Annotated in this window: 27 protein-coding genes; all 27 read right to left on the bottom strand. The window is 46.7% G+C overall.

The features are described from left to right. Positions 1-33 precede the first annotated feature (33 nt). Positions 34-1323, bottom strand: a complete 1290-nt coding sequence (gene secY, locus KNQ12_RS16345) for a preprotein translocase subunit SecY (protein ID WP_023466642.1) — start codon at positions 1321-1323, stop codon at positions 34-36. Beyond that, complete coding sequence (rplO, locus tag KNQ12_RS16340) at positions 1323-1763, bottom strand: 50S ribosomal protein L15 (RefSeq protein ID WP_035399353.1); 441 nt, start codon at positions 1761-1763, stop codon at positions 1323-1325. Before rplO ends, secY begins: the two co-directional genes overlap by 1 nt. A gap of 35 nt (positions 1764-1798) precedes the next feature. Then, positions 1799-1984 (bottom strand): 50S ribosomal protein L30, encoded by a 186-nt coding sequence (gene rpmD / locus KNQ12_RS16335; protein WP_023466640.1) that lies wholly within the window; start codon positions 1982-1984, stop codon positions 1799-1801. Positions 1985-2002: 18 nt separating this feature from the next. Beyond that, complete coding sequence (rpsE, locus tag KNQ12_RS16330; RefSeq protein WP_023466639.1) at positions 2003-2503, bottom strand: 30S ribosomal protein S5; 501 nt, start codon at positions 2501-2503, stop codon at positions 2003-2005. Positions 2504-2525: 22 nt separating this feature from the next. Beyond that, positions 2526-2876, bottom strand: coding sequence for a 50S ribosomal protein L18 (gene rplR / locus KNQ12_RS16325; protein WP_023466638.1), 351 nt, complete (start codon positions 2874-2876; stop codon positions 2526-2528). A 37-nt stretch (positions 2877-2913) separates the two neighbouring features. After that, positions 2914-3450: a 50S ribosomal protein L6 gene (gene rplF, locus KNQ12_RS16320; RefSeq protein WP_023466637.1), complete on the bottom strand. Its 537-nt coding sequence runs from the start codon at positions 3448-3450 to the stop codon at positions 2914-2916. Between the two features lie 31 nt (positions 3451-3481). Beyond that, a complete protein-coding gene (gene rpsH, locus KNQ12_RS16315) occupies positions 3482-3880 on the bottom strand; it encodes a 30S ribosomal protein S8 (protein ID WP_012369023.1) in 399 nt (132 codons plus the stop codon). Between the two features lie 31 nt (positions 3881-3911). Further along, a complete protein-coding gene (gene rpsN, locus KNQ12_RS16310; RefSeq protein WP_023466636.1) occupies positions 3912-4181 on the bottom strand; it encodes a 30S ribosomal protein S14 in 270 nt (89 codons plus the stop codon). A gap of 14 nt (positions 4182-4195) precedes the next feature. After that, entirely contained in the window at positions 4196-4735 is a 540-nt protein-coding gene (gene rplE, locus KNQ12_RS16305) for a 50S ribosomal protein L5 (protein WP_023466635.1), read from the bottom strand. A 31-nt stretch (positions 4736-4766) separates the two neighbouring features. Continuing rightward, a complete protein-coding gene (gene rplX, locus KNQ12_RS16300; RefSeq protein WP_012369020.1) occupies positions 4767-5078 on the bottom strand; it encodes a 50S ribosomal protein L24 in 312 nt (103 codons plus the stop codon). A 34-nt stretch (positions 5079-5112) separates the two neighbouring features. After that, positions 5113-5481 (bottom strand): 50S ribosomal protein L14, encoded by a 369-nt coding sequence (gene rplN / locus KNQ12_RS16295; protein ID WP_012369019.1) that lies wholly within the window; start codon positions 5479-5481, stop codon positions 5113-5115. A 48-nt stretch (positions 5482-5529) separates the two neighbouring features. After that, positions 5530-5793, bottom strand: a complete 264-nt coding sequence (gene rpsQ / locus KNQ12_RS16290; protein WP_023466634.1) for a 30S ribosomal protein S17 — start codon at positions 5791-5793, stop codon at positions 5530-5532. 31 nt (positions 5794-5824) lie between these two features. Continuing rightward, positions 5825-6028 carry a 50S ribosomal protein L29 gene (gene rpmC, locus KNQ12_RS16285; protein WP_012369017.1) on the bottom strand — a complete coding sequence of 68 codons (204 nt, stop codon included), beginning with the start codon at positions 6026-6028 and terminating at the stop codon, positions 5825-5827. After that, positions 6015-6452 carry a 50S ribosomal protein L16 gene (gene rplP, locus KNQ12_RS16280; RefSeq protein ID WP_012369016.1) on the bottom strand — a complete coding sequence of 146 codons (438 nt, stop codon included), beginning with the start codon at positions 6450-6452 and terminating at the stop codon, positions 6015-6017. The genes rpmC and rplP overlap by 14 nt, the downstream gene beginning before the upstream one ends. Positions 6453-6485: 33 nt before the next feature. Next, a complete protein-coding gene (rpsC, locus tag KNQ12_RS16275) occupies positions 6486-7142 on the bottom strand; it encodes a 30S ribosomal protein S3 (protein ID WP_023466633.1) in 657 nt (218 codons plus the stop codon). A 12-nt stretch (positions 7143-7154) separates the two neighbouring features. Next, the gene (gene rplV, locus KNQ12_RS16270) at positions 7155-7487 is read right to left on the bottom strand and encodes a 50S ribosomal protein L22 (protein ID WP_012369014.1); all 333 of its coding nucleotides are present in this window, start codon (positions 7485-7487) and stop codon (positions 7155-7157) included. Between the two features lie 20 nt (positions 7488-7507). Then, positions 7508-7786, bottom strand: a complete 279-nt coding sequence (gene rpsS / locus KNQ12_RS16265; RefSeq protein ID WP_012369013.1) for a 30S ribosomal protein S19 — start codon at positions 7784-7786, stop codon at positions 7508-7510. 63 nt (positions 7787-7849) lie between these two features. Further along, positions 7850-8680: a 50S ribosomal protein L2 gene (rplB, locus tag KNQ12_RS16260; RefSeq protein WP_023466632.1), complete on the bottom strand. Its 831-nt coding sequence runs from the start codon at positions 8678-8680 to the stop codon at positions 7850-7852. Positions 8681-8712: 32 nt separating this feature from the next. Next, entirely contained in the window at positions 8713-8997 is a 285-nt protein-coding gene (gene rplW / locus KNQ12_RS16255; RefSeq protein ID WP_023466631.1) for a 50S ribosomal protein L23, read from the bottom strand. Then, on the bottom strand, positions 8997-9620 hold the full coding sequence (gene rplD, locus KNQ12_RS16250; RefSeq protein WP_023466630.1) for a 50S ribosomal protein L4: 624 nt from the start codon (positions 9618-9620) through the stop codon (positions 8997-8999). Before rplD ends, rplW begins: the two co-directional genes overlap by 1 nt. Before the next feature lie 29 nt (positions 9621-9649). Beyond that, the gene (rplC, locus tag KNQ12_RS16245; RefSeq protein ID WP_023466629.1) at positions 9650-10276 is read right to left on the bottom strand and encodes a 50S ribosomal protein L3; all 627 of its coding nucleotides are present in this window, start codon (positions 10274-10276) and stop codon (positions 9650-9652) included. Positions 10277-10344: 68 nt separating this feature from the next. Further along, positions 10345-10653 carry a 30S ribosomal protein S10 gene (gene rpsJ, locus KNQ12_RS16240; RefSeq protein ID WP_029343090.1) on the bottom strand — a complete coding sequence of 103 codons (309 nt, stop codon included), beginning with the start codon at positions 10651-10653 and terminating at the stop codon, positions 10345-10347. Positions 10654-10969: 316 nt separating this feature from the next. Continuing rightward, positions 10970-12157 carry an elongation factor Tu gene (gene tuf / locus KNQ12_RS16235; protein ID WP_058266098.1) on the bottom strand — a complete coding sequence of 396 codons (1188 nt, stop codon included), beginning with the start codon at positions 12155-12157 and terminating at the stop codon, positions 10970-10972. Positions 12158-12274: 117 nt separating this feature from the next. Continuing rightward, positions 12275-14353: an elongation factor G gene (gene fusA, locus KNQ12_RS16230; RefSeq protein ID WP_035413156.1), complete on the bottom strand. Its 2079-nt coding sequence runs from the start codon at positions 14351-14353 to the stop codon at positions 12275-12277. A 124-nt stretch (positions 14354-14477) separates the two neighbouring features. After that, positions 14478-14948 (bottom strand): 30S ribosomal protein S7, encoded by a 471-nt coding sequence (gene rpsG / locus KNQ12_RS16225; RefSeq protein ID WP_023466623.1) that lies wholly within the window; start codon positions 14946-14948, stop codon positions 14478-14480. 49 nt (positions 14949-14997) lie between these two features. Beyond that, positions 14998-15417 (bottom strand): 30S ribosomal protein S12, encoded by a 420-nt coding sequence (rpsL, locus tag KNQ12_RS16220; RefSeq protein ID WP_023466621.1) that lies wholly within the window; start codon positions 15415-15417, stop codon positions 14998-15000. A 125-nt stretch (positions 15418-15542) separates the two neighbouring features. Continuing rightward, a complete protein-coding gene (locus tag KNQ12_RS16215; protein WP_023466620.1) occupies positions 15543-15794 on the bottom strand; it encodes a ribosomal L7Ae/L30e/S12e/Gadd45 family protein in 252 nt (83 codons plus the stop codon). Positions 15795-15822 lie beyond the last annotated feature (28 nt).

Below are 15822 nucleotides of genomic sequence, written 5' to 3'. Positions count from 1 at the left end.
AGAAAGGAAAGGGATGGTCCCCTTCCTCCCGCCTTATCGGATAAAGCCTTTGTAGTGTCGTTTAACCAATTGGCTTTCAATCTGTTTCATCGTCTCTAGTCCTACGCCGATGACGATCAACAAGCTCGTTCCACCAATCTGCACCGAGTTCGGTAAGCCAGCAAACTTAATGAAGAATGTCGGCGTCACCGCGATGACAGCGAGGAATAGTGAACCGAAGAATGTCAGACGGTATAGAATCTTCGTGATGTACTGCTCCGTTTGCTTACCAGGACGAATACCAGGAATGTATCCGCCTTGTTTTTGAAGGTTCTCTGCCATTTGTTCCGGGTTAACCTGAACGAATGTGTAGAAGTACGAGAACGCGATGATCAGTGCCACATAGATCGACATACCGATTGGACTCGTGTAGTCGAAGATGTCACGGATCTTCGTTGCCGTTTCCGGACTTGCAAAGAAACTCGCAATCGTTGGTGGCGTCACCATGAACGACACCGCGAAGATGACTGGAATAACACCGGCAGCGTTCAATTTGATCGGTAAGTGTGCCGATTGACCGCCAACTGGTGTCCGGTTCACCGTACGCTTAGCGTACTGAATCGGAATCTTACGTGCAGCTTGCTGAACATAGATGACTCCGACGATGACCGCGATGATGATTAAAAGCAAGAGTACGATATAAAGCACGTTTACAAACAAAGCATCCCCTGCATTTTGGAGCTTCGTTTCGTAAATCTGGCGGAATGCATTCGGGAAGCCCGCGACGATCCCAGCGAAGATGATCATTGATATCCCGTTACCAATGCCCTTCTCCGTGATGAGTTCACCAATGAACATCAAGAATGCTGTTCCCGCTGTCAATACGAGTGCAATCATAACGTATGTCCAGGTGCCGAACTGTTCGTCGACAAGACCTGGGTAGATACGGTTAAATCCAAGCGCGATTCCAAACGCTTGGACTAAGCCGAGTACGATCGTTCCATAGCGCGTTACCGTTGCTAACTTCTTACGGCCCGCCTCTCCTTGTTTTGCCCATTCGGCAAACTTTGGAACAACGTCCATCTGTAAGAGTTGGACAACGATCGAGGCCGTGATATACGGCATGATTCCCATCGCAAAGAGTGAGAAATTCTGCAAAGCATTCCCGCCGAACGAGTTCAAGAAACCAAGAATACCATTCTGGTCAATCTTGAACACTTCCGTGTTTACCATCGGCACCGGGATATGTGCTCCAATCCGGAACACGATAACCAATGCCAAGGTAAAGAGAATGCGCCGACGAATGTCAGCTACGCGCCACATATTGGAGATCGCTTGAAACATTAGATCACCTCAACCGTACCGCCGGCAGCTTCGATTGCTTGCTTCGCAGCGTCGGAGAACTTATGAGCTTTGACTGTTAGTTTCTTTTCGATCTTACCGTTAGAAAGAATTTTCACGCCGTCTTTCATGCCTTTGACTGCACGAGTCTCGACAAGAAGTTCTGGAGTGACTTCAGTTCCTTCTTCAAAACGGTTGAGTGTGTCAAGGTTAATGACCGCGAACTCTTTACGAGTTGGGTTGTTGAAGCCGCGTTTTGGTAAACGACGGTAAAGTGGGTTTTGTCCACCTTCGAAACCTGGACGAACACCACCGCCTGAACGAGCTTTTTGACCTTTGTGACCACGGCCAGAAGTCTTACCGTTACCAGAAGACATACCGCGACCTACACGGTTGCGTTCTGAACGTGAACCAGCAGCTGGTTTCAATTCATGGAGTTTCATAGTGGGGCACCTCCTCATAAAATTATATCGAACTATTACTCTTGAATTTCTTTTACTGTCACTAAGTGTGACACGTGGTTAATCATCCCACGCATAGCAGCGTTGTCAGGTACGACAACAGTCTGGTGCATCTTACGGAGACCAAGCGTACGAGTAGTAACGCGTTGGTTCTCCGGACGACCGATCATGCTGCGTGTGAGGGTAACTGCGAGTTTCGCCATCTGTTTTCCCTCCCTTTCTTAACCGCGAAGTTCTTCGACGGTTTTACCGCGGAGTTTCGCAACTTCTTCAGCACGTTTGAGTGATGTGAGACCTTCGACAGTCGCACGAACCATGTTGATTGGAGTGCTTGATCCAAGTGATTTTGAAAGAATGTCGTTGATTCCCGCTAATTCGAGAACCGCACGAACTGGACCACCAGCGATGACTCCAGTACCTTCAGAAGCAGGCTTCAAGAAGACGTGACCTGCACCGAATACACCGTTGACTTCGTGTGGAATTGTTGTGTTAACGATTGGAACGTTAACCATGTTTTTCTTAGCATCTTCGATTGCTTTACGGATCGCTTCAGGCACTTCCTGAGCTTTACCCGTACCGAAACCTACGTGACCATTCTTGTCACCAACGACGACGAGGGCAGCAAAACGGAAGCGACGGCCACCTTTTACTACTTTCGCGACGCGGTTTACGGTAACAACGCGTTCTTCGAGTTGATCCATGTTAATTTCTAACTGGCGCATGTAGAGGTTCCCTCCTTTTCTATTAGAATTTGAGACCAGCTTCACGAGCTGCTTCAGCTACAGCTTTGATACGTCCATGATAGAGATATCCTCCACGGTCGAAAACGACTGTTTCGATACCTTTTTCAAGAGCGCGCTCAGCTGCGAGCTTACCAACTGCTGCCGCAGCGTCAGTCGTGTTGCCTTTTTCAAGGTCGAGTGATGATGCAGATGCGAGTGTTGCATGTGTTGCATCGTCAATGACTTGTACGTAAATGTTCTTGTTCGAACGGAATACGTTCATACGTGGACGTGTTGCAGTCCCGATGATTGTACGACGGACACGACCATGACGTTTTTTACGCGTAGCGTTTTTATCTGCCTTTGAGATCATTTATGCCACTCCTTTCCGGTCAATTCGCATTCGCGAATTACTTACCTGTTTTACCTTCTTTACGACGAACGACTTCATCACTGTAACGAATACCTTTACCTTTGTACGGCTCAGGTTGACGGTACGAACGGATCAATGCAGCGACGTGACCAACACGTTCTTTGCTGATTCCGCGAACGATGAGTTGCGTATTCGTAGGAACTTCGACTTCGATGCCTTGTTCCGGAGTGTACTCGATTGGGTGTGAGTAACCGAGGTTGAGTACGATTTTGTTACCTTGCTTTTGTGCACGGTAACCAACACCTTGGATATCAAGTGTCTTAGCGAAACCGTTGCTAACACCTTCGACCATGTTCGCGATAAGCGCACGAGTCGTTCCGTGGATCGTACGGCTTGCTTTCTCGTCGTTCGGACGAGTGACAGTCAATTCATTACCTTCTACGTTGATCGCCATAGCTGGGCTGAACTCGCGTGAGAGTTCCCCTTTAGGACCTTTTACCGTAACCGTGTTGTTTTCAACTGTTACTGTAACGCCTGCTGGGATGACGACTGGCTTTTTACCAATACGTGACATTTAAGACACCTCCGTTCTTTTTATGCGTGTATTACCAGATGTATGCGATCACTTCGCCGCCGACTTTTTGTTGGCGAGCTTCTTTATCAGTCATTACACCTTTAGATGTTGAAACGATAGCGATTCCGAGACCACCGAGTACTTTCGGGATTTCATCAGCTTTCGCGTAAACGCGAAGACCTGGTTTCGAGATGCGTTTGAGTCCAGTGATGACGCGCTCGTTGCTTGCGCCGTATTTAAGGAATACGCGGAGCGTACCTTGTTTGCTGTCCTCGAGATATTCAACATCGCGGATGAAACCTTCACGTTTGAGGATTTCAGCGACTTCACGTTTGATTGTAGAAGCTGGCATTTCCAACTTCTCATGGCGAACCATGTTTGCATTACGAATGCGTGTAAGCATATCTGCAATCGGATCTGTCATAACCATGCGATGTACCTCCTTTCACAACTTTAATGAATTACCAGCTTGCTTTTTTAACACCAGGGATTTGACCTTTATGAGCAAGATCACGGAACTTAATACGGCTGATACCGAATTTACCAATGTAACCGTGTGGACGGCCAGTGATACTACAACGGTTGTGTAAACGAACCGCTGAAGAGTTACGTGGGAGTTTGCTCAAGCCGATGTAGTCGCCTTGTGCTTTCAATTCTGCGCGTTTTTCAGCGTAGCGCTCAACGAGTGCTTGACGTTTTACTTCACGTGCGATCATTGATTTCTTAGCCATGTTGTCGACCTCCCTTATTTTTGGAATGGCATGCCGAGTGCAGTGAGAAGCTCACGTGACTCTTCATCCGTGTTAGCAGTAGTTACGATAACGATGTCCATACCACGGACTTTCGATACGCGATCGTAGTCGATCTCTGGGAAGATCAATTGTTCCTTCACGCCTAGCGTGTAGTTACCACGGCCATCGAAAGATTTTTTCGATACGCCACGGAAGTCACGTACACGTGGAAGTGACACGTTGATCAACTTGTCGAGGAATTCGTACATGCGCTCGCCACGAAGTGTAACCTTCGCACCGATTGGCATACCTTCACGAAGTTTGAAACCAGCGATTGATTTCTTAGCTTTCGTGATGAGTGGTTTCTGACCAGTGAGGAGCTGAAGCTCTTCAACTGCCATGTCAAGTGCCTTAGAGTTCGTAACAGCGTCACCAACACCCATGTTGATTACGATTTTATCGACTTTCGGCGCTTGCATTACAGAACTGTAATTGAATTTCTCCATCATTACTTTGACGATTTCGTCTTGGTATTTAGCTTTTAAACGGTTCATCAGAAAGTGGACCTCCTTTCTTTAAATCTTCTTATTTATCTAAAGCTTCGCCCGATTTTTTAGCGATACGTACTTTCTTGCCGTCAACCACAGTGAAACCAACGCGTGTTGGGTTACCTGTCTTAGGGTCGATGAGCATAACGTTCGATACGTGAATCGGTGCTTCTTTCTCGACAATTCCGCCTTGCGGGTTGAGTTGAGAAGGTTTTGAGTGTTTTTTGATCATGTTAACGCCTTCGACGATTACGCGATCTTTTTTAGGCATAGCTGTAAGGACAACGCCTTGTTTGCCTTTGTCTTTACCAGTCATAACCTGAACTTTATCACCTTTTTTGACATGCATCGTTAGAGCACCTCCTTGTAGGAATTCTTTGGAATTAAAGTACTTCCGGTGCCAACGAGACGATCTTCATGAAGTCTTTTTCACGAAGTTCGCGTGCGACTGGTCCGAAGATACGTGTGCCACGTGGGCTTTTGTCATCTTTGATGATGACTGCTGCGTTTTCGTCAAAACGGATGTACGAACCGTCTTTACGACGAACGCCACGTTTAGTACGAACGACTACTGCGCGTACAACTTCACCTTTTTTGACAACGCCACCTGGTGTTGCTTGTTTTACTGTACAAACAATAACGTCACCGATGTTAGCAGTTTTACGACCAGAACCACCGAGGACTTTGATCGTCAAGACTTCACGAGCTCCTGAGTTGTCTGCTACTTTTAAGCGAGATTCTTGTTGAATCATACGATTGTACCTCCCTCCGGATGTTTATTCACCCGAACTAATTAGAGTTTAGATGATTACTGCTTCTTCAATGACTTCTACGAGACGGAAACGTTTGTCCTTAGATAATGGACGTGTTTCTTGAATGCGTACAACATCACCGATTTTAGCTGTGTTGTTTTCATCATGCGCTTTGTACTTTTTAGAGTAGTTTACGCGTTTGCCGTAAAGCTTGTGCTTTACTTTTGTTTCAACTGTAACTACGATCGTTTTGTCCATTTTGTCAGAAACGACGCGTCCAGTTAACACTTTGCGGTTGTTAGTGCGTTCCATTGAGTGTTCCTCCTCTCAGAATCCGAGTGAATTATGCGTTGTTGATGCCGAGTTCGCGTTCACGAAGAACGGTTTTCGCGCGTGCAATCGACTTGCGCACTTCACGGATACGAGCAGGGTTCTCAAGCTGACCAGTCGCGAGTTGGAAACGAAGGTTGAACAACTCTTCTTTCCACGAACCGACTTTACCGTTAAGCTCTTCAGTTGTTTGCTGACGGAGATCAGTTGCTTTCATTCGTATCACCACCATTTTCTTCACGTTTTACGAACTTACATTTTACTGGAAGTTTGTGTGATGCAAGACGGAGAGCTTCGCGTGCGATCTCTTCCGATACTCCTGCGATTTCGAACATTACTTTACCCGGTTTGACGACTGCTACCCAGCCCTCCGGAGCACCTTTACCTGAACCCATTCGGACTTCAAGAGGTTTTTTAGTGTATGGCTTGTGTGGGAAGATCTTGATCCACACTTTACCACCACGTTTCATATAACGAGTCATCGCGATACGCGCTGATTCGATTTGACGGCTAGTGATCCAGCTAGCTTCTTGAGCTTGGATACCGAACTCGCCGAAGTGTACTGTAGTACCACGTTTCGCTTTACCACGCATGTTGCCGCGGTGAACACGACGATATTTTACACGTTTTGGTAACAACATGTTGTGTTGCCTCCTTCCCTAGACGGATGTGGATTATTCTTCGTTTGCTGCTGCTTTTTTCGTAGGAAGCACTTCACCGTGGTGGAGCCATACTTTTACGCCAATTTTGCCGTAAGTTGTATCAGCTTCTGCAGTACCGTAATCGATGTCTGCACGGAGTGTATGAAGTGGAACTGTTCCTTCCGAATACTTCTCAGAACGAGCGATATCAGCGCCACCAAGACGACCAGAAACTTCAGTCTTGATTCCTTTGATACCAGAACGCATTGAGCGTTGGATTGATTGCTTCATAGCACGACGGAACGATACGCGACCTTCAAGTTGGCGAGCGATGTTCTCAGCGACGAGCTTAGCAACTGCATCCGGGTTTTTCACTTCAACGACGTTAACGTGAACGCGTTTGCCTTTTGCAAGGTTAGTGATGTCTTTACGAAGTGTTTCGATTTCAGAACCGCCTTTACCGATAACCATACCAGGCTTAGCAGTGTGAAGTGAGATGTTCAAGCGGTTAGCTGCGCGCTCGATTTCTACTTTAGAGACACTAGCGTCTTTAAGACGTTTTTCGATATATTCACGAACTACGTAGTCTTCATGAAGGAGATCAGCATAGTCTTTATCTGCGAACCAACGTGATTCCCAGTCTTTGATGATACCTACGCGAAGACCAGTTGGGTTAATCTTCTGACCCACGGTAATCCCTCCTTATTTTTCAGATACCACGATGTGAACGTGGCTCGTACGTTTGTTGATTCGGCTTGCGCGACCCATTGCACGTGGGCGGAAACGTTTGAGCGTTGGACCTTCGTTTACGTAAGCCTCAGTGACTACGAGGTTTTCGATGTTCATGTCGAAGTTGTGCTCAGCGTTCGCGATTGCCGATTTCAATACTTTCTCAACGATTGGCGTTGCTGCCTTGTTCGTGTAAGCAAGAATCGAAAGTGCTTCGCCGATTTGCTTCCCGCGGATTAAGTCTACTACGAGACGTGCCTTACGAGGAGCAATGCGAACCATATTAGCCGATGCTTTTGATTGCATAATGAGTACCTCCCCTCAGATTAACGTTTCGTTTTCTTATCGTTTCCAGCATGTCCTTTGTAAGAACGTGTTGGAGCGAATTCACCAAGTTTGTGACCGACCATATCTTCTGTCACGTAAACCGGTACGTGTTTACGACCATCGTAGACAGCGATCGTGTGACCGATGAACTCTGGGAAGATTGTCGAGCGGCGTGACCAAGTTTTGATGACATGTTTGTCACCAGCTTCGTTGGCTTTATCAACCTTAGCGAGCAGATGGTGATCTGCGAATGGACCTTTTTTCAAGCTGCGACCCATAGTTGTACCTCCCTTTGGCATGATTCAGGAACGGTTCCTACGAACCGTCCAGAAATCATGTAATTATTTTTTAGAACGACGGACGATATATTTATCGCTCGCTTTGTTTTTCTTACGAGTTTTGTATCCGAGTGCCGGTTTACCCCAAGGAGTAAGTGGGCCCGAACGACCGATTGGAGCACGTCCTTCACCACCACCGTGTGGGTGATCGACTGGGTTCATGACAGAACCACGAACTGTAGGACGTTTTCCGAGCCAGCGTGAACGACCAGCTTTACCGATATTGACGAGCTCGTGCTCTTCATTACCGACAGCACCGACTGTTGCACGGCAAGTAGCAAGGATCATACGAGTTTCGCCTGATTGAAGACGAACGATCGCGTATTTACCATCTTTACCGAGAAGCTGAGCAGAAGTACCAGCTGCGCGAACGAGCTGACCACCTTTACCTGGCTTAAGTTCGATGTTGTGGATCAACGTACCGACTGGGATGTTTGAAAGTGGAAGAGCATTACCGACTTTAATGTCAGCTTCTGGTCCAGCCATGACTTGCATGTCTACTTTCAAGCCTTTCGGTGCGAGGATGTAGCGTTTTTCACCATCGATGTAGTGGATCAATGCGATGTTAGCAGAGCGGTTTGGATCGTACTCAATTGTAGCGACACGACCAGCGATGCCATCCTTGTTCCGTTTGAAGTCGATGATACGATATTTACGTTTGTGTCCGCCACCTTGGTGACGTACTGTCAAGCGACCTTGGTTGTTACGTCCGCCCTTTTTCGAAAGCTTTTCAGTTAACGATTTTTCAGGACGTGAAGCCGTAATCTCAGCAAAGTCAAGTGCAGTCATATTACGACGACCGTTAGTAGTCGGTTTAAACTTTTTAATTCCCATCGAGAGTTCCCTCCTTTTCTACAGAGTTCCGATTAACCGAGGTAATCGAGTTCTTTGCTATCTGCAGTAAGCGTGACGACCGCTTTTTTGCGGCGTGCTGTGTAACCAGCGTGACGACCTACGCGTTTTGCTTTTGGTTTTGAGATCAATGTGTTGACTTTGTCAACTTTCACTCCGAAGATCGCTTCAACTGCATCTTTGATTTGAGTCTTAGATGCCTTCACGTCTACTTCGAATGTGTACTTTTTCTCAGCCATTTGGTTTACTGAACGTTCAGTAATGACAGGACGTTTGATAATGTCGTGTGTGTGTGCCATTATGCAAGCACCTCCTCTACTCTCGCAACAGCGTCCTTCGTAATGATGACTTTGTCATGAGCGACAAGATCAAGGACGTTTACACCTGCAGCGTCAACGACTGTGACACCTGGGATGTTGCGTGTTGAAAGAACGACTGACTCGTTGTAATCAGCAGTAACGACGAGAACTTTACGTTCAATTGAAAGAGCAGCGAATACTGCGATCATGTCCTTAGTTTTAGGAGCATCGATTGTCAATCCTTCAAGAACGATGAACTCGTTGTTAGCGACTTTCGAAGAAAGTGCTGAACGAAGTGCGAGACGACGAACCTTTTTAGGAAGTTTGTAAGCGTACGAACGTGGTGTTGGACCGAAGACTGTTCCACCGCCAACCCATTGTGGCGAACGGATCGAACCTTGGCGTGCACGACCAGTACCCTTTTGTTTCCATGGTTTACGGCCGCCACCGCGAACTTCCGAGCGACCTTTTGTATCATGTGTACCTTGGCGACGTGAAGCTTGTTGCATGACGATTGCATCGTATACGACTGCTTCATTTGGCTCGATTCCGAAAACGGCATCTGCGAGCTCGATGTCTCCAACTTGTGTACCTGTTTGGTTAAGCAAAGCTACTTTAGGCATTCGTTATTCCTCCTTTCCTTGCAAACGGATTAGTTGCCTTTAACCGCAGTTTTGATGACAACTTGGCTCTTACGTGCGCCTGGGATAGCACCCTTGACGAGGAGTAAGCCGCGTTCTGCATCAACTTTTACGATTTCAAGGTTTTGAACAGTGATTTGCTCTCCACCCATGCGTCCAGGGAGCAATTTCCCTTTGAATACACGGTTAGGAGCAACAGGACCCATTGAACCTGGGCGACGGTGGTAACGCGAACCGTGAGCCATTGGACCACGTGATTGGTTGTGACGCTTGATTGCACCAGCGAAACCTTTACCTTTCGACGTACCTGTTACATCAACCATTTCGCCTGCAGCGAAAGTATCTGCTTTAATCTCTTGACCGATTTCGAAATCTGCTACTGATGTACGGATTTCTTTAATGAAGCGCTTAGGTGTCGCGTTTGCTTTCGCAGCGTGACCTTTTTGCGGTTTGTTTTGACGACCTTCTTTGATATCACCAAAGCCGAGTTGGACTGCTTCGTAACCGTCAACTTCCGTTGTTTTCAATTGAAGAACAACGTTACCTTCGACTGAAACGACAGTAACAGGGACGACTTCGCCTGACTCGTTGAAGATTTGTGTCATACCGAGTTTAGTTCCTAAGATTCCTTTAGCCATGAGATACACCTCCTAATATTGAATGATTTTGATCTTCTGGCTAGTATCAACTATCTATAGAAGAAAAATTAAAGTTTGATTTCGATGTCAACGCCCGATGGAAGTTCGAGACGCATAAGCGCATCAACAGTTTTCGGTGTTGGGTTAACGATGTCGATCAAACGTTTGTGTGTACGCATTTCGAACTGCTCACGAGCATCTTTGTACTTGTGAACGGCACGAAGTACTGTGTAGACCGCTTTCTCCGTTGGGAGTGGGATCGGACCAGATACAGTAGCACCTGAACGTTTTGCTGTGTCGACAATCTTCTCAGCCGATTGATCAAGCACGCGGTGATCGTATGCTTTCAAACGGATCCGAATTTTTTCATTTGCCATGTTATTTCCCTCCTTTTCGCCTATTTTGTAAATAGACATTCTCCGCGGAAATTTCCACACTAGCCATGGCAATGCCGCCTGGTGTGTCATAACCTCCCGCTTCATCGCGTTGTGTTTGTGACCAACATATTCTATCATACTGAATCACCAGCAAGAATGCAAGCACTAATAAAATAGAATATGTATTCAAGTCTCTCACCACTCGCACAAACACTTTCCTCAGTATATAAGATGTCAGACCATGTTGCAAGACTGTTTTCAAAGAAATGAAAAAAGGTCTTCCGCCACGGGAGACGGAAGACCTTTGTCTTAAAAATTACTCAACGATTTCTGTAACTGATCCAGCGCCTACTGTACGGCCACCTTCACGGATTGAGAAACGAGTTTCTTTTTCAAGAGCGATTGGTGCGATGAGTTCAACAGTCATTTCGATGTTGTCCCCAGGCATAACCATTTCAGTACCTTCTGGAAGTTGAACCATACCAGTTACGTCAGTTGTACGGAAGTAGAACTGCGGGCGGTAGTTCGCGAAGAATGGCGTGTGACGGCCACCCTCTTCTTTAGAAAGAACGTAAACTTGCGCTTTGAACTTTTTGTGTGGTGTGATTGTGTTTGGTTTCGCGAGAACTTGTCCACGCTCGATGTCGTCACGTGATACACCACGGAGAAGAGCACCGATGTTGTCGCCAGCTTCAGCATAGTCAAGAAGCTTACGGAACATCTCTACACCAGTACATACTGATTTTTTAGTTTCTTCGTGAAGACCAACGATTTCGATCTCGTCGTTGACTTTAAGAACTCCACGCTCAACGCGGCCAGTAGCAACTGTACCACGACCAGTGATTGAGAAGACATCCTCAACTGGCATCATGAAGTCTTTTTCAGTGTCACGAGTTGGTTCTGGGATGTACTCATCGACAGCTGACATGAGTTCAAGGATTTTTTCTTCCCATTTAGCTTCGCCGTTAAGCGCGCCAAGAGCAGAACCTTGGATAACTGGGAGGTCATCACCTGGGAAGTCGTACTCAGAAAGAAGCTCACGGATTTCCATTTCGACGAGCTCAAGAAGCTCTTCGTCGTCAACCATGTCAACTTTGTTCATGAATACTACGATGAAAGGAACACCTACTTGACGTGAAAGCAAGATGTGCTCACGTGTTTGTGGCATTGGACCATCTGTTGCAGAAACAACGAGGATCGCGCCGTCCATTTGTGCAGCACCAGTGATCATGTTTTTAACATAGTCAGCGTGACCTGGGCAGTCAACGTGTGCATAGTGGCGTTTTTCTGTTTCGTACTCGATGTGAGCTGTTGCGATTGTGATACCGCGCTCGCGCTCTTCTGGAGCACCATCGATTTGGTCAAACTTAGTTGCAGCTTTACCTTGTGCTTTTGCAAGTACAGCTGAGATAGCTGCTGTTAAAGTTGTTTTACCGTGGTCGACGTGGCCGATTGTACCAACGTTAACGTGCGGTTTAGAACGGTCGAATTTTTCCTTACCCATTCTGAATTCCTCCTCTATGTGTCTAATAATTTTTTATAACTAGGAAGGTGAGTCGTAAGATAACGTACACCTTCCTTAGCTTACACTAATCATAAAAGCGTGACAACCTGTGAAGGATTAGCCGTTCGCTTTTTTGATGATTTCTTCCGCAACTGATTTCGGTACTTCTTCGTAGTGATCGAAGTGCATCGAGTACGTTCCGCGACCTTGTGTGCGTGAACGAAGACCAGTAGCGTATCCGAACATTTCAGAAAGTGGAATCATTGAACGGACAACTTGAGCGTTACCGCGTGCTTCCATACCTTCTACGCGACCACGGCGTGATGTAACATCACCCATGATGTCTCCCATGTATTCGTCTGGGATGACGATTTCAACTTTCATCATTGGCTCAAGGATAACAGCGCCGCTCTTATCTTTGAGTTGTTTGACTGCCATTGAAGCCGCAACTTTAAATGCCATCTCGTTTGAGTCGACATCGTGGTACGATCCGAAGACGAGTGAAGCTTTTACGTCAACGACCGGGTAACCAGCAAGGATACCGTTTTGAAGTGCTTCTTCGATTCCGTTCTCAACCGCTGGGATGTATTCACGTGGAACAACACCACCGACGATTTTGTTGTTGAACTCGAAGCCAGCGCCTTCTTCGTTCGGCTCGAATTCTACGACGACGTGACCATACTGACCACGACCACCAGATTGACGAGCGAACTTCGAATCGATCTTCGCCGCTTGGCGGATCGTTTCACGGTAAGCTACTTGTGGAGCACCAACGTTTGCTTCGACTTTGAACTCGCGACGCATACGGTCAACGATGATGTCGAGGTGAAGCTCACCCATACCTGAGATGATCGTTTGACCAGTCTCTGGGTTTGTTTCAGTGCGGAACGTTGGATCCTCTTCAGCAAGCTTAGCGAGGGCTTGACCCATTTTATCTTGGTCAGCTTTCGTTTTTGGTTCGATAGCGACCGAGATAACTGGTTCTGGGAATGTCATTGATTCGAGAACGACGTTGTCTTTCTCTGCACAAAGCGTATCTCCAGTAGTCGTATCTTTCAAACCTACAGCTGCAGCGATGTCACCCGCGTATACCATCGGGATCTCTTCACGGCTGTTTGCGTGCATTTGAAGGATACGTCCAAGACGCTCACGTTTGCCTTTTGTTGAGTTTTTAACGTACGATCCTGCCGAAGCTGTACCAGAGTACACACGGAAGAATGTCAATTTACCGACGTAAGGGTCAGTCATGACTTTGAACGCGAGTGCAGAGAATGGTGCTTCGTCCGAAGACTCACGCACGATTTCTTCATCCGTATCCATGTCGATACCTGAGATCGCTTTAACGTCGATTGGTGATGGGAGGTAATCGAGAACTGCGTCAAGCATAAGCTGAACACCTTTGTTCTTGAATGCCGAACCTACGAGTACAGGATAGAAGTCAACTGTCAGAGTTGCTTTACGGATAGCCGCTTTCAACTCGTCGATTGTGATTTCTTCACCCTCGAGGTATTTCATCATCAATTCTTCTTCGTAATCCGCAACTGCTTCGATCAATGATCCACGGAGTTCTTCAGCTTGATCAGCGAGATCAGCTGGGAAACCGTCAGTCACTTCGATGTCAGTTCCGAGATCGTTGCCGTACATGTATGTTTTCTGTTCGACGAGGTCGATGATTCCTTTGAATTCATCTTCCGCACCGATTGGAATTTGGATCGCGTGTGCGTTCGCTTGGAGGCGTTCGCGAAGCGTTCCAACCGAGTACAAGAAGTCTGCACCGATTTTATCCATTTTGTTAACGAAAACGATACGTGGTACGCCATAAGTTGTAGCTTGGCGCCATACTGTCTCAGTTTGTGGCTCAACACCAGACTGAGCGTCAAGTACTGCTACCGCACCATCAAGTACGCGAAGTGAACGTTCAACCTCAACTGTGAAGTCTACGTGTCCAGGTGTATCGATGATGTTTACGCGGTTACCTTTCCATTGAGCAGTTGTTGCTGCTGATGTAATCGTGATCCCACGCTCTTGCTCTTGCTCCATCCAGTCCATTTGTGAAGCACCTTCGTGCGTTTCACCAATCTTGTGGATACGACCCGTGTAATACAGGATACGCTCAGTCGTTGTTGTTTTACCAGCATCGATGTGAGCCATGATCCCGATGTTACGAGTGTTCTTAAGGGAGAATTCTCTTGCCATCTTTAAACATTCTCCTTTCGCATTTTAGTTTAGTGGTCGTGTGTTGCCACACGTCATGACTATACCCGAAAGCCACCTCATAATTCCATAAAAAATGGCATGCATGAGGTGGTGATTTTCGGAATTACCAGCGGTAGTGAGCAAACGCTTTGTTCGCTTCCGCCATTTTGTGCATATCTTCGCGCTTCTTAACAGAAGCACCAGTGTTGTTTGCAGCGTCCATGATTTCGTTAGCAAGGCGCGCATCCATAGTTTTTTCGTTACGGAGACGTGAATAGTTCACGAGGTAACGAAGTGCAAGTGTCGTACGACGCTCTGGGCGAACTTCGACAGGAACTTGATAGTTAGCTCCACCTACACGGCGTGCTTTAACTTCAAGAACTGGCATGATGTTGTTCATCGCTTCTTCAAAGACTTCCATTGCATCGCGACCTGAACGTTCAGCGATAGTTTCGAAAGCTTTGTATAAGATTTGTTGAGCAGTACCTTTTTTACCATCTAACATAAGACGGTTGATAAGGCGGGTAACGAGTTTAGAGTTGTAGATCGGATCAGCCATTACATCACGACGTTCTGCTTGACCTTTACGTGGCATTCCGAGTCCCTCCTTTCATATAGTGAGGTGATATCTTAAGATATCTAGATTATTTTTTAACTTTAGGACGTTTAGTACCGTATTTCGAACGACCTTGCATACGGCCGTCAACACCAGCTGTATCAAGCGCACCACGAACGATGTGGTAACGTACCCCTGGTAAGTCTTTTACGCGGCCGCCGCGGATAAGAACAACACTGTGCTCTTGAAGGTTGTGGCCAATACCTGGGATGTAAGCTGTTACTTCCATTGTGTTCGTCAAACGTACACGTGCGTATTTACGAAGAGCCGAGTTCGGTTTCTTCGGAGTCATTGTACCTACACGAGTACAAACACCACGTTTTTGTGGTGAGCTGATGTCAGTACGAGCTTTAATGAAGCTGTTGTACCCTTTGTTCAGCGCTGGCGAATCTGATTTCACAACTTTTGATTGACGTCCTTTACGGACTAATTGGTTGATAGTAGGCATCTTTGAGATCCTCCCTTCCTGAATTCATGACAAATTTCAAAACCACCGAGCCGGGTGGTTCATCGAAAGTCATAATGAAACGTTTTGCGTGGCTCAGGCATTCCATCGCCACACAAAACGCATTATCAAACTTTCTTAATGGCAACAGCGGTTGCTGCGACATCGATTCCACAAGCTTTTCCAAGCTCTTGCTTAGAAGGAACATTCACGACTGGAACGTTAGCTTGTTTCGCCGCATCGAGCAATGCTTGTTTTACGTGTTCATCTGCGTCATCCGCAATGATCACTTCCGACGCCTTGCCAGATCGCAATGCTTTGAGCGTTTGCTTTTGACCGACAAACTTCAAATCTGCGCCGACTACTTTTTTGTAAGACATGAAGATATCCTCCAAAATAACACAGCCG

The organism is Exiguobacterium sp. s11, assembly GCF_018619015.1.
GTDB lineage: Bacteria > Bacillota > Bacilli > Exiguobacteriales > Exiguobacteriaceae > Exiguobacterium_A > Exiguobacterium_A indicum.
This window is presented reverse-complemented; position numbering and strand designations above follow the sequence as displayed.